At 65.4% G+C, this 11855-nt stretch carries 13 protein-coding genes; 5 read left to right on the top strand and 8 right to left on the bottom strand.

Annotated features, from left to right (window positions below; all coding sequences use genetic code 11):
* The first annotated feature begins 38 nt into the window (after positions 1-38).
* From AC6I9R_RS16200 to AC6I9R_RS16180, 5 genes are all read left to right on the top strand, one after another.
* Positions 39-1196 (top strand): ABC transporter permease, encoded by a 1158-nt coding sequence (locus tag AC6I9R_RS16200; RefSeq protein ID WP_461427446.1) that lies wholly within the window; start codon positions 39-41, stop codon positions 1194-1196.
* Positions 1196-1996 (top strand): ATP-binding cassette domain-containing protein, encoded by an 801-nt coding sequence (locus tag AC6I9R_RS16195; RefSeq protein ID WP_461427447.1) that lies wholly within the window; start codon positions 1196-1198, stop codon positions 1994-1996. The genes AC6I9R_RS16200 and AC6I9R_RS16195 overlap by 1 nt, the downstream gene beginning before the upstream one ends.
* Positions 1993-3147, top strand: coding sequence for a phytanoyl-CoA dioxygenase family protein (locus tag AC6I9R_RS16190; RefSeq protein WP_461427448.1), 1155 nt, complete (start codon positions 1993-1995; stop codon positions 3145-3147). Before AC6I9R_RS16195 ends, AC6I9R_RS16190 begins: the two co-directional genes overlap by 4 nt.
* A complete protein-coding gene (iolB, locus tag AC6I9R_RS16185) occupies positions 3144-3938 on the top strand; it encodes a 5-deoxy-glucuronate isomerase (RefSeq protein ID WP_461427449.1) in 795 nt (264 codons plus the stop codon). The genes AC6I9R_RS16190 and iolB overlap by 4 nt, the downstream gene beginning before the upstream one ends.
* Before the next feature lie 71 nt (positions 3939-4009).
* The gene (locus AC6I9R_RS16180) at positions 4010-4357 is read left to right on the top strand and encodes a VOC family protein (RefSeq protein WP_461427450.1); all 348 of its coding nucleotides are present in this window, start codon (positions 4010-4012) and stop codon (positions 4355-4357) included.
* Between the two features lie 65 nt (positions 4358-4422).
* Here AC6I9R_RS16180 and AC6I9R_RS16175 read toward each other — a convergent pair whose 3' ends face one another.
* From AC6I9R_RS16175 to hmgA, 8 genes are all read right to left on the bottom strand, one after another.
* A complete protein-coding gene (locus AC6I9R_RS16175; RefSeq protein ID WP_461427451.1) occupies positions 4423-4611 on the bottom strand; it encodes a DUF2783 domain-containing protein in 189 nt (62 codons plus the stop codon).
* Entirely contained in the window at positions 4608-6212 is a 1605-nt protein-coding gene (locus AC6I9R_RS16170; protein WP_461427452.1) for an FAD-dependent oxidoreductase, read from the bottom strand. The genes AC6I9R_RS16175 and AC6I9R_RS16170 overlap by 4 nt, the downstream gene beginning before the upstream one ends.
* Positions 6213-6214: 2 nt before the next feature.
* Positions 6215-6733, bottom strand: coding sequence for a DinB family protein (locus AC6I9R_RS16165; RefSeq protein ID WP_461427453.1), 519 nt, complete (start codon positions 6731-6733; stop codon positions 6215-6217).
* Positions 6734-6852: 119 nt separating this feature from the next.
* Positions 6853-7803 carry an MBL fold metallo-hydrolase gene (locus tag AC6I9R_RS16160; protein ID WP_461427454.1) on the bottom strand — a complete coding sequence of 317 codons (951 nt, stop codon included), beginning with the start codon at positions 7801-7803 and terminating at the stop codon, positions 6853-6855.
* A 78-nt stretch (positions 7804-7881) separates the two neighbouring features.
* Positions 7882-9132, bottom strand: coding sequence for a fumarylacetoacetase (gene fahA, locus AC6I9R_RS16155; protein WP_461427455.1), 1251 nt, complete (start codon positions 9130-9132; stop codon positions 7882-7884).
* Positions 9133-9206: 74 nt separating this feature from the next.
* On the bottom strand, positions 9207-9851 hold the full coding sequence (gene maiA / locus AC6I9R_RS16150; protein ID WP_461427456.1) for a maleylacetoacetate isomerase: 645 nt from the start codon (positions 9849-9851) through the stop codon (positions 9207-9209).
* Positions 9848-10204 (bottom strand): DUF1428 domain-containing protein, encoded by a 357-nt coding sequence (locus tag AC6I9R_RS16145; protein WP_461427457.1) that lies wholly within the window; start codon positions 10202-10204, stop codon positions 9848-9850. Before AC6I9R_RS16145 ends, maiA begins: the two co-directional genes overlap by 4 nt.
* A 272-nt stretch (positions 10205-10476) precedes the next feature.
* Positions 10477-11832 carry a homogentisate 1,2-dioxygenase gene (gene hmgA, locus AC6I9R_RS16140; RefSeq protein WP_461427458.1) on the bottom strand — a complete coding sequence of 452 codons (1356 nt, stop codon included), beginning with the start codon at positions 11830-11832 and terminating at the stop codon, positions 10477-10479.
* Positions 11833-11855 lie beyond the last annotated feature (23 nt).

The following is an 11855-nucleotide window of genomic DNA, read 5'->3' as shown; positions in this document are numbered from 1 at the left end:
CACGCAATCAAACACGACATGACCGGGGAGACGGGGCAATGAGTGACACGGAACCAGTCGCGGCGGGCGGGCCCGACACGCCGAATGGGCCGGCCGGTGGGCCGGACGAACGCATCAAAAGCCAGGGGGGCCTGCGGAAATGGCTGATCCGGCCCGAGCTGGGCGGGATCGTCGGCGTCATCGTGGTGTTCGTCTTCTTTGGCCTGTTGGCGGGCGACAGCGGCATGTTCAACGCGCAAGGCATCCTGAACTGGAGCCAGGTCTCGGCGCAGTTCATGATCATCGCTGTGGGCGCCTGCATGTTGATGGTCGCCGGAGAGTTCGACCTGTCCGTCGGCTCGATGATCGGCTTTGCGGGCATCTCGATTGCCATGTTCGGCGTGGTCTGGGGCCTGCCAATGTGGATGGCGATCCTGATCACCTTCGCGATCTGCATCGGCATCGGCGCGATCAACGGGTTGATCGTGGTGCGCACCGGCCTGCCGTCGTTCATCGTGACGCTGGCCTTCCTGTTCATCCTGCGGGGCTTCACGATCTTCATCCCGCAAACGGTCGAGAGCCGGACGATTATTGGCGGCATCGAGGATGCAGCCCAGGGCGATTGGCTGGCGTCGATTTTCTACGTCGACATCATGCAGTGGCTGTTTGTCTGGCTGGCTGACATCGGCCTCGTCGACACCTTCCAACGCGGGACCCGTGCCGGAGAGCCCGTGGTGACCGGCATCCCGATGCTGATCGTCTGGGCCATCGTTCTGGTGATCATCGGCCACACGATCCTGACCCGCACGCGCTTTGGCAACTGGATCTTTGCCGCCGGCGGCGACGCCCAGGCCGCACGCTATGTGGGTGTGCCCGTGGACCGGGTGAAGATCATGATGTTCATGACGACGGCGTTCTGCTCCACCGTTTTTGCCTGCTGCCAGGTGTTCGAGTTCGGCACCGCCGCCGCCGACCGGGGCATCCTGAAGGAGTTTGAGGCGATCATCGCGGTGGTCATCGGCGGCGCGTTGTTGACGGGGGGATATGGTTCCGTCGTGGGCGCGGCGCTGGGGGCGGTGATCTTCGGGGTCGTGCAGCAGGGCCTTTTCTTCGCCGGGGTCGAGAACTCTCTGTTCCGCGTGTTTCTCGGCATGATCCTTCTCTTCGCGGTGATCCTGAACACCTACGTCCGCCGCATCATCACGGGAGAGCGCTGATGTCTACCTTCCACCACGACGCCGAGATGGGCGCAGAGCCCATCGTTCAGATGGTCGATATCAAGAAGCACTTCGGCCCGGTGATTGCGCTCAACGGCGTGTCCTTCGACGTGAAGGCGGGCGAGTGCCACTGCCTTCTGGGCGACAACGGCGCGGGCAAATCGACCTTCATCAAGACCATGTCGGGCGTCCACAAGCCCACCGACGGGACGATCCTGTTCGAGGGGAAGGAGATGAACTTCGCCTCCCCCCGCGACAGCATGGAGGCGGGGATTGCCACGGTGTATCAAGACCTTGCGATGATCCCGCTGATGTCCGTCACCCGCAACTTCTGGATGGGGCGCGAGCCCGTGAAGCGCTTCGGGATGATCGATTTCGAGAAGGCCAATTCCACCACCATGGCCGAGATGAAGAAGATGGGGATCAACCTGCGCTCCCCCGATCAGGCGGTCGGCACGCTTTCGGGCGGGGAACGCCAGACCGTCGCCATTGCGCGTGCGGTCTATTTCGGGGCCAAGGTGCTGATCCTGGACGAGCCGACCTCGGCGCTCGGCGTGCGCCAGACCTCCAACGTGCTGGCCACGGTCGACCGGGTCCGCAAGGCGGGCATCGGGGTGGTGTTCATCACTCACAACGTGCGCCACGCGCTGGCCGTGGGGGACCGGTTCACGGTGCTGAACCGGGGCAAGACGCTCGGCACCGCGGCACGCGGAGAGATCACGCCGGAAGAGCTGCAAGACCTCATGGCCGGTGGCCAGGAGATGGCGCAGCTGGAGGGCTCGCTCGGCGGCACCGTATGAGCGCTGCGGGCTATTACGACGAGGACAGCGGCACGCTGGAGGAGTTGGCGGAGATCTGCGGGCGCGCCTTGGCGCCCGCCGAGGTGCCCAACGCCACCGCGCCCGAAGGCAATGTCCCGATCTACGACATGCCCGCCCTGGCGGACATGTTGGACGACCCGCGCCATCGCAATGCACTGATGGCCGAGTGGGCCTGGGTGTTGGGCCAGGCCTCCGGCGCCATTGTCCTGCGTCAGGCGCAGGCCGACCACGACGCCATCGACCGCGCGACGGAGATCTTCAATCAGATCATCGCCGCAGAGGCCGACACCGGCACCAAGGCGGATCACTTCGCCACGGCGGGCGCCAATTCGCGGATCTGGAACGTGTTGGAAAAGCACTGCCTGATCGATCCCGAAAACTACGCCCGCTACTATGGCGCGCCCGGGATCGAGGCCGCGTCCGAGGCCTGGCTGGGCCCCGCCTTCCAGATGACCGCGCAGGTCAACGTGGTCCGCCCCGGCGGGCAGGCGCAGACCGCCCACCGTGACTACCATCTGGGCTTCGAGACCGCAGCGGGGGCGGCGGCGTTCCCCGCCCATGTCCATCACCTCAGCCAGGCGATGACCCTGCAGGGCGGCATCGCCCATTGCGATATGCCGGTGGAAAGCGGGCCGACGAAGCTTTTGCCATTCTCACAGCTTTTCGGGGCCGGCTACATGGCCTACCGCAGGCCCGAGGTGGCCGCGTTTTTCGAGGCGCATTACGTGCAGGTGCCGCTGCACAAAGGCGACGCGCTGTTCTTCAACCCGGCGCTGTTCCACGGCGCGGGGGCCAATACCTCGGGCGATATTCACCGGATGGCGAACCTGTTGCAGGTCTCCTCCGCCTTCGGGCGCGCGATGGAAACCGTGGACCGGCGCGCCATGTGCAAGGCGCTGTTCCCGGTCCTGCGCGGGCGCGGGCCCGACGCGCGCACCACGGCGGCGATTGCCTGCACGGCAGAGGGTTATGCGTTTCCGACCAGCCTGGACACAGACCCGCCCGTGGGCGGTCTGGCGCCCGAAACCATGGCGCAGCTGTTCCACCGCGCGCTGCAAGAGGGTATGACGGCGGAGGATTTCAACGCCGCGCTCGATGCGCAGGCGGCGCGTCAAAGGGGCAAATCATGAGCGATCTGTTGCGCAAACCCACCGGCACCAGCGGCCAGGTCCATGCGATCACGCCCAAATCCGCGGGCTGGCGCTATGTGGGCTTCGACCTCTGGCACCTCGCCCCCGGGGGCGTGGCCGAGGGCGGCGTCGATGGCCGCGAGGTCATCCTGGTGGTGGTGGAGGGGCGCGTGGCGGCCTCGGGCGGCGGTGTGGATTTCGGAGAGATCGGCGACCGGATGTCCGTGTTCGAGAAGACGCCCCCGGCCTGCGTTTACGTGCCCGGCGGCGCCCCCTGGCGCGTGGAGGCGGTGACGGATTGCACCGTCGCCGTCTGCTCTGCCCCCGGAGATGGCGCGCGCCCGGCGCAGGTGCTGGGGCCCGAGGGGATCGCGATGGAGGACCGGGGCGAAGGCACCAACCTGCGCCACATCCACAACATCGCCATGGAGGGCCGCGACGTGGCCGACAGCCTGCTGGTGACAGAGGTTTTCACCCCCGCAGGCCATTGGTCCAGCTACCCGCCGCACCGCCATGACGAGGATGATTTCCCAAGGATCACCCACCTCGAAGAGACGTATTATCATAGGCTTAACCCGGCTTCCGGGTTCGGCATCCAGCGGGTATTCACCGAGGACGGGTCCCTGGACGAGACGATGGCGGTGGGCGACGGAGACGTAGTGCTGGTGCCGCGCGGGCACCATCCCTGCGGCGCGCCCTACGGGGTGGAGATGTATTACCTCAACGTCATGGCAGGCCCGCTGCGCAAATGGCGCTTCGCGGCCCATCCTGATTTCCAACATCTGATGTAGGCGCCCAGAGCCTTGCAAGGCTCTGGCAAATTCCTTGCAAGGAATTTGGGCGACCGTGCTAGGATGCCCCCATGGTGCAAATTGCTCAACCGACAGTCGCGCTGCCCGTCCGCTCTGTGCAGGAGGCACAGGCGTATTACCGCGATACCTTGGGGTTCGAGGTGAAGTGGCACCACGAGGGCGGGCGCATTGGCGGCGTGGCCCACGGTGAGGCGGCTATTTTCCTGCGGGAGGTGGATGGGGATATTCAGTCCAACGTGCTGTGGATCTTCTGCAGGGATGTGGACGCCGTTCATGGCGATTTGGCCGAACGCGGTGCCGAGATCACCGGGCCCCTGGCGGACACGCCCTGGGGTTTGCGCCAGTTCACGGTGACCGATCTGGCGGGCCACCAGTTGCATTTCTTCTGCGATTTGTAGGCGCTTGGGGCTGTCCGACCCTTCGGGGAGAGTTTTTCTGGCAAGATGAAGCGGGGCGGTTCAAGTCACGGTGTTTTTGCGGCCATGAGGGCCTCGCGCAGGGTTGCGCGGTCTCCGATGTGGTTGGCGAGGATCAGGATCAGGCGTGCGTTCAGCGCATCGGATTGTTCCTTGCTGAGGCCCGCATGGGCGGCAAGAAGCTCATCATAAAAACCGTCCGGGTCGGGGATGTTGGGCTCGGAATTCAGGGTCATGGCTGGCCTGTGGCAGTGTTGAGGGCGTCGAGGATCTGGGCGGGCGTGGCTTTGTCCCACCGCGCGGCGACGTGTTGGTCGGGCCGGATCAGGTAGAGCGCGCTTGCCGCGTCACCAAGGTAGCGCGCGCGCAGCGCGGGCGAGGGATCGGACAGGGTCACGGCGTTGACGGGCAGCGCGTGGAGCACCTCGGACGCCTCGGTGTTGAGGGCCAAAACGGTGAACTGGCCCGGCAGATGATCGAGCAGAAAGCCGTCGCCCACCGGCGCGTCGGGGCAGGGGGACCCGGGGCGCGTGCGCGCGGGGCCATCTGGCAAACCGTCTTCGGTGTTGAGCGGCAGGCCGTCGTAGGTGCAGGGCACCGACAGGCGGCCCGAGTTGACCAGGGGCCGCGCGAAGGCCTGGTCCTTGGCCAGGGTAAGAACCGCGTTTCGGAAGATCTTGGAGATGTCCGATTTCGGCGTCAGGAAATCCGTGGCGCGGGTGGAGTTGAGGATGTTCTCATCGGCGCCATGGGCGCGCTCGTCGTGGTAGGTTTCCAGCAGGCTATCGGGCGCGTGGCCTTTGAGGACGAGATCCAGTTTCCAGGCCAGGTTATCGGCATCCTGCATGCCGGAGTTCGCGCCGCGCGCCCCGAAGGGCGAGACCTGATGCGCCGCGTCGCCCGCAAAGATCACCCGGTCGTGGCGGAAACGCGTCATCCGGCGGCATTGGAAGGTGTAGATCGAGGTCCAGACCAGCTCATACTCCGTGCCTTCGGGCAGGAATTCATCGATGCGGTTCCGGATTTTACCTTCCGACAGCTCGGCGGCCCGGTCGATGTCCCACCCCAGCTGGAAGTCGATGCGCCAGACGTCATCGGGCTGCTTGTGAAGCAGCGCCGATTGTGGCGCGTTTGACAGCGGCGGCTCGAACCAGAACCACCGCTCGGTCGGGAAGGGGGCGGTCATTTTAACGTCTGCGATCAGGAAGTTATCCTCGAACACGCGGCCATCGAAGCTGAGGCCCATCATGTCGCGCGTGGGCGAGCGCGCGCCGTCGCAGGCCACGACGTAATCCGCCGTCATCTGGTAGGGACCGTCCGGCGTATCCACGGTGAGCGTGACCTTCTCGGCGTCCTGTTCCAGCGCCGTGACAACGTTGCGGCCCCGGATTTCGATCGGCTTGCCCGTCGCCTCCAGGGTGCGAAGCTGGTCGACGAGGAACTTCTCGAAGTAGGGCTGTTGCAGGTTGATGAAAGCGGGGTTGCGGTGGCCATCTTCTGGTAGAAGATTGAAGTTGAAGACCTCATCGTCGCCGTGAAACACCCGGCCCACGTTCCACACCACGCCCTTGTCGCGCATGGGCGCGCCCGCGCCGAGGCGGTCGGCGATCTCCAGGGTGCGTTTGGCAAAGCAGATCGCGCGGGAGCCCTGGCCGATACCGTCGTGGTCATCCAGGATCAGGGCGGGCGTGCCTTTCTGGGCGAGGTCAATGCCAGTCGCCACACCGATGGGACCGCCCCCGATGATGATGACGGGATGATGCGCGACGCGGTCCTGGTCGGGGACCGGCGCATAGGGGTAGAGCTCGTGGGCAAGGGCGTAGGTGGCGCCGACCATGGTTAGACCTCCCAAAAACGTTGTGCGGACGGGGCGCGGTCGAAGACCGGGAAGAATTCGTCGAGTTGGGGCGGCGCCACATCGGTGCCCGACAGCATCCCGTGGGCCTGGCCCCGGTGGTGGATCTGGTGCTGGAACAGGTGCAGGAGGATCGACTCGGTGGGCTCTGTGGCGGGCCCGCCTGTCCAATCGACGGTGGTCATGGCCGTGGGCAAAATACCGGCGTCGCAAAAGGCGATGAGGCGGGCGTCGGCCGCGGCCTGCAGCGATTTGAGCTCTGTCGCCGTGGCGGGTTCGGCCTCTTCCGAAAAAATCGCGCGACCGCGTCCGCCGAGGGTCAGGGCATCGAGGTAGAACAGGTCCACGAGGTAGATATGACCGAGCGTCAGGCGCAGGGAGGGGAAGAAGCCGGTTCGCGGCGCGTTGAACTCGGCATCCGACAGGGTGGCGGTCGCCGAGAGGAGCGCGTCGTTGGCATAGGCGTTGTTGCGGGCCATGCGGGAGAAAAGGGAAAGGGTCATGGGGGCCTTTGGCGGTTGTTTTGGGGCTTCGGGGGGCGCTCCTGCGGGCAGACGGTCCTGCCGCTCCTCCAGGCGGACGCTCCTGCCGGAGCGCCGCCCGTCCTCGCAGCTTAGAGGGATTAGCCTTGGAGTTCTTCCCACATTTCGATGTCGCGCTTGTCAGTCCAGATGCGGGGGTGGGCGATGCCGCGCGCTTCGTCATAGGCGCGGGCGACGTTGAAGGGCAGGCAGTGTTCATAGATCGCGTAGTCGGAAAATTTCGGGTCGCAGGCCGCGCGGACGGCGTCCCAGGCGTCTTTCAGGGTGCCGTTTTTGGCCGCAACGCGGGCGGCGGGGGCATAGGTGGAATTCACGAAATCGCGGGTGGAGGCGATGGCGCGGGCGACGGGGCCCTCGCCGATCAGGGCCGCGCCCCGGCCCGGTGCGATCGCGTCGGGCTGAAACGCGGCGATGTTGTCGAGCGTGCTGCCCCAGTCGGCGAAGTGGCCGTCGCCGCAGTAGCAGGCGGAGTGGTCTTCGACGATATCACCGGTAAAAAGCACGTTGGCGTCGGGCACATGGATGACGGCGTCGCCCGCCGTATGGGCACGGCCGATGTGAGAGATATCGACGCGGCGCGAGCCAAGGTAGACGGTCATCGCGTCGGAAAAGGTGGTGGTGGGGTAGGTCAGGCCGGGGATGCTTTCATGCCCCTCAAAAAGGCGCGGGAAGCGTTGAAATTCGCTGTCCCAATCCTCTTGCCCCCGCTCCATCACCATGCCGCGGGCGGTGTCGGACATGATGATTTGATCCGCGTTGTAGGCCGAGGCGCCAAGGACGCGGACGGCGTGATAATGGGTCAGCACGAGGTGGGAGATCGGCTTGTCGGTCACGGTGCGCACGCAGTCGATGACCTTTTGCGCAAGACGCGGCGTGGCCTGAGCCTCCACGATCATCACGGAATCGTCGCCGATGATGACGCCGGAATTTGGGTCGCCTTCCGCGGTGAAGGCATAGAGGCCTTCGCCGATCTCGTCGAAGGTGATGGTTTTCTCGGTCATGTCGCCTTGGGAGGCAAAAGCTTTGGCCATGGGGCAGGTATCCTACGGTGGGGGCCGTGGCTGATTTCGGGAGCCTCCGGCAGTGATATTTGAAGAACGGGGAAAGGGTCAGGTTGCGAAAGGGTCTTTGGCGGCGGGCAGGATTGTGCCGACGCAGGGGCCGAAGCCGATTTGGTAGCCGTTGCCTTTTGAGGCGCCGTGGAGGGCCAGGGTGTCGCCGTCTTCGATGAAGGTGCGGGGGCCGGAGGTGGTTTCAATCGGTTCCTTGCCGCCCCAGGAAAGCTCCAGGAGCGAGCCGCGGTTTTCCTTTTCAGGGCCTGAGATCGTGCCGGAGCCCAGAAGGTCACCGGCGCGCATGGGTGAGCCCGCGGTGGCGTGGTGGGCCAGTTGCTGGGCGGCGGAATAATAGAGCTCGTTGGCGTTGGTGTGGGCGATCTCTTCGCCGTTCAGGGTCACGGACAGGGCGATGTCGTGGTTCATCGGCGTGGTGTCCGTGAGGTGGGGCAGGAGGGCGCGTTCGCGCGGCGGCGTGGCGGTGCGGAAAGGGGCCAGCGCCTCGGCTGGAACGATCCAGGGGCTGATGGTCGTGGCGGTGGCCTTGGCTTGGAACGGTCCAAGGGGCTGGTATTCCCAGGCCTGGATGTCCCGCGCGGACCAATCGTTCAGCAGCACATAGCCGAAGATATTGGCGTTGGCCTGATCGACGGTGAGCGGACCATCCGAGGGCGTGCCGACCACGGCGCCCAATTCCAGCTCGATGTCGAAGCGTTTGGACGGCGCGAAGATCGGCGCGTCGGCATCGGGGGCTTTCAGCTGGCCCCAGGGGCGGCGGATGTCGGTGCCGGATACCACGACGGATGAGGCGCGGCCATTGTAGCCGATGGGCATGTGCAGCCAGTTGGGCGGCAGGGCGTTTTCGGCGCCGCGAAACATGGTGCCGACGTTGGTGGCGTGGTGGCGGCCGGCGTAGAAGTCGGTGTATTCCGCGACGCGGAACGGCATGTGCAGCGTCGCCTCGGCCATCGGGACGGAGTAGGTGGTGATCGCATCCTGGGCGTCGTCCGAGGCGTCTGCGGCCAGCATGGCGGTCAGGGCGGCGCGGTAGCTGGACCAGGCTTTGGGGCCCAACTCCATGAAATCGTTCCAGAACGGGGCGTCGAGGACCTCTGCCTCGGGATCGGCGCGCAGGATACCCGCGGCCTCCAGCCCCGTGGCGTCCACGATGCGGTCGCCGATCGCCACGCCACAGCGCAGGTCGCCGTCATCCACGGAAAAGACGCCGTAGGGCAGGTTGTTCAGGGGGAAGTCGGTGGTGGCTGAATTGGCGGAGGTGAGCCAGCTTTGGATCAGGTCGGACATGAAGGGCTTTCGTGGTTCTGGAGGGGGATCGGCCCTCCGGGGGGAGTTTTTTGGGCAAGATGAAAGGGAGGGCGCTATGGCGCGTCGGGTTGGTTTTCGGGGGCGGCGGCGGCAATTTCAGGGGTGGCACGGCAGGCGGCCTCGACACGGGCGATCTTGGGGAAGGGGTCCAGCGACAGGCCCCAGCGGCGGGCGTTATAGACCTGTGCCACGATGCAGAGATCGGCGAGGCTCGGCGTATCGGTGAAGGCGAAGGTCTCGCGCTCGGGCAGCAGGGCTTCCAGGGCGGTGAACCCCTCTGCCATCCAGTGGCACATCCACTCGGTGGCATCCTCGGGCGAGGCGGCGTGGCGGGCCTTCAGGTGGCCTATCACGCGCAGGTTGTTCACCGGGTGGATGTCCATCGCCACACAATGGGCAGCTGCGAGGACGCGGGAGCGGAGGAGGGGCTGAGACGGCAGAAGGGCCGGTTCGGGATAGACGGTATCGAGGTAGTCGATGATCGCGAGGCTTTGGGTTAGCACCGCGTCGCCATTGTCATCGGGGTCCAGCACCAGCGTCGGCACGCCCCGTCCGGGGTTCAGCGCGGTGTAGCTAGCGGCACGCTGATCGCCCGCCACAAGGTCAACGGCGCGCGTCTCATAGGCGAGGCCCTTGAGGTTCAGGGCCGCGCGCACGCGGTACGAGGTGGTGGAGCGCCAGTAGGAATAGAGGATCATGAGATATCGAGCAGCACGTCAAACCCACCCATGATCATCCGCTTTCCATCGACGAGGCCGCTGGCCATCACCGCTTCGGCCCGGGGATCGGACCAGACGGCCTGGTGTGCCGCGTCGCTGGCGGCTTTGTCGGGAAACTCCATCCAGGAGAAGACCACCGCGTCGCCTTCACCGGCCTGAACGGCGCGGGGAAACGACGTCTGCGCGCCGGGATCCATGCCCTCGGCCCAGGTCTCGACGCAGCGTTGCGCCCCGTGTTCGCGGTAAAGCGCGATGATCTGGCGCGCGGCGTCCACATAGGCGTCCTTTTGGTCGGCTTTCACCGGTATCACAAATCCATCTACATAAGCCATGTCTCGCCCTCCCAAGCGATCGGTTTCATCGGTCTGATGTTGGGGGAACCGGGGCCGGGGCCCGGTCCACCGGGCGCGTGCCCATGTGTCGTGCAATCGCGACGAGCGCCACCGGAAAGGCGATGGAGGCCGTGATCACGAGACCTGTCAGGATCCAGGCAAACAGCGTCATGGGTCGGTCCCGTCCGCCGTCATGGACCTGTGCGCCATCCCCGCGCGCGCAATGGCGAGCCCCCCCGCAACGATCGCGACGCCACCAAGCCCCAGGCCCATCATTTCTTCCCCGGCGTTCCGTCGAACTTCTTCTCCAGCGTCTCCCAGCAGTCGATGTAGTCGTCCTGCAGCGGGGCTTCGTTCGCCGCGAAGGGCGTCAGGTGTTGGGGGAACCGGGTCTCGAACATGAACGACATCGTGTTGTCCAGCTTCTCGGGCCCGAGGTCCGCATTGGAGGCGCCTTCAAAGGCCTGCTGATCCGGCCCGTGGGGGATCATCATGTTGTGCAGCGAGATGCCGCCGGGGATGAAGCCCTTGGGTTTCGCGTCGTACTGGCCATAGATGTTGCCCATCAGCTCGGACATGATGTTCTTGTGATACCACGGCGGGCGGAAGGTATCTTCGGCCACCATCCAGCGCTCGCGGAACAGCACGAAGTCGATGTTCGCCGTGCCCGGCTGGCCCGACGGCGCGGTCAGCACGGTGAAGATCGACGGGTCGGGGTGGTCGAACAGGATCGCGCCCACGGGGCAATAGGTCTTCAGATCATACTTGTAGGGCGCGTAGTTGCCGTGCCAGGCCACCACGTCGAGCGGGCTTTGGGCGATCTGGCTGGTATGGAACTGCCCGCACCATTTGATGGTGATGGTCGAGGGCACCTCGCGGTCCTCATAGGCCGCCACGGGCGCTTTGAAATCACGCGGGTTGGCCATGCAGTTGGCGCCAATAGGCCCGCGCCCGGGCAGTTCAAACTTCTGGCCATAGTTCTCGCAGACAAACCCGCGCGCGGGGCCGTCGAGCACCTCCACCCGGTACACCAACCCGCGCGGCAGGATCGCGATTTCCTGGGGTTCCACGTCGATGATCCCCAGTTCCGTGGCGAAGCGCAGGCGGCCTTCCTGGGGCACCACCAACATCTCGGAATCGGCGGAAAAGAAGTAGTCATCCACCATCGACTGCGTCACCAGATAGACATGGGTCGCCATGCCCACTTGGGTGTTCACGTCCCCTGCCGTCGTCATCGTGCGCATGCCCGTCAGCCAGGTCAGCGGCGCGTTCTGATGCGGCACCGGGTCCCACCGATATTGCCCAAGCGAGATCACATCCGGATCAACACAAGGTGCCGATTTCCACTGCGGCAGGTCGATCTTCTCATACCGATGCGAGTGCTTGACGGAGGGCCGAATGCGGTAACACCAGGTCCGCTCGGGCCGCACATCGGTGAAGGCAGTGCCGGAGAGTTGCTCTCCGTAAAGCCCGTAGTTCACCTTCTGGGGCGAGTTCATGCCCTGGGGCAGGGCGCCAGGCAGCGCCTCCGTCTCGAAATCATTGCCGAAGCCGGGCATGTAGCCCTCGTGCGGGCCCGGGTGGCTGGGGGCCTGGGTCATCGGGCGGGGGGTCGTTTGGACATTCATGGCAGCGTCTCCCATTCGCGTTG

Source organism: Gymnodinialimonas sp. (genome assembly GCF_059726805.1).
Note: the sequence above shows the minus strand (reverse complement) of the source record. Positions and strands in the feature narration are given on the sequence as shown.

Bases quoted from the DNA above. Each gene is read 5' to 3' on its own strand.
- AC6I9R_RS16200 (WP_461427446.1), top strand. From the start codon at position 39: ATGAGTGACACGGAACCAGTCGCGGCGGGCGGGCCCGACACGCCGAAT.
- maiA (WP_461427456.1), bottom strand. From the start codon at position 9,851: ATGATCCTCTATTCCTACTGGCGCTCCACCACCTCGTACCGCGTGCGC.
- AC6I9R_RS16190 (WP_461427448.1), top strand. From the start codon at position 1,993: ATGAGCGCTGCGGGCTATTACGACGAGGACAGCGGCACGCTGGAGGAG.
- hmgA (WP_461427458.1), bottom strand. From the start codon at position 11,832: ATGAATGTCCAAACGACCCCCCGCCCGATGACCCAGGCCCCCAGCCAC.
- AC6I9R_RS16175 (WP_461427451.1), bottom strand. From the start codon at position 4,611: ATGACCCTGAATTCCGAGCCCAACATCCCCGACCCGGACGGTTTTTAT.
- AC6I9R_RS16145 (WP_461427457.1), bottom strand. From the start codon at position 10,204: ATGGCTTATGTAGATGGATTTGTGATACCGGTGAAAGCCGACCAAAAG.
- AC6I9R_RS16165 (WP_461427453.1), bottom strand. From the start codon at position 6,733: ATGACCCTTTCCCTTTTCTCCCGCATGGCCCGCAACAACGCCTATGCC.
- AC6I9R_RS16180 (WP_461427450.1), top strand. From the start codon at position 4,010: ATGGTGCAAATTGCTCAACCGACAGTCGCGCTGCCCGTCCGCTCTGTG.
- fahA (WP_461427455.1), bottom strand. From the start codon at position 9,132: ATGTCCGACCTGATCCAAAGCTGGCTCACCTCCGCCAATTCAGCCACC.
- AC6I9R_RS16170 (WP_461427452.1), bottom strand. From the start codon at position 6,212: ATGGTCGGCGCCACCTACGCCCTTGCCCACGAGCTCTACCCCTATGCG.
- iolB (WP_461427449.1), top strand. From the start codon at position 3,144: ATGAGCGATCTGTTGCGCAAACCCACCGGCACCAGCGGCCAGGTCCAT.
- AC6I9R_RS16195 (WP_461427447.1), top strand. From the start codon at position 1,196: ATGTCTACCTTCCACCACGACGCCGAGATGGGCGCAGAGCCCATCGTT.
- AC6I9R_RS16160 (WP_461427454.1), bottom strand. From the start codon at position 7,803: ATGGCCAAAGCTTTTGCCTCCCAAGGCGACATGACCGAGAAAACCATC.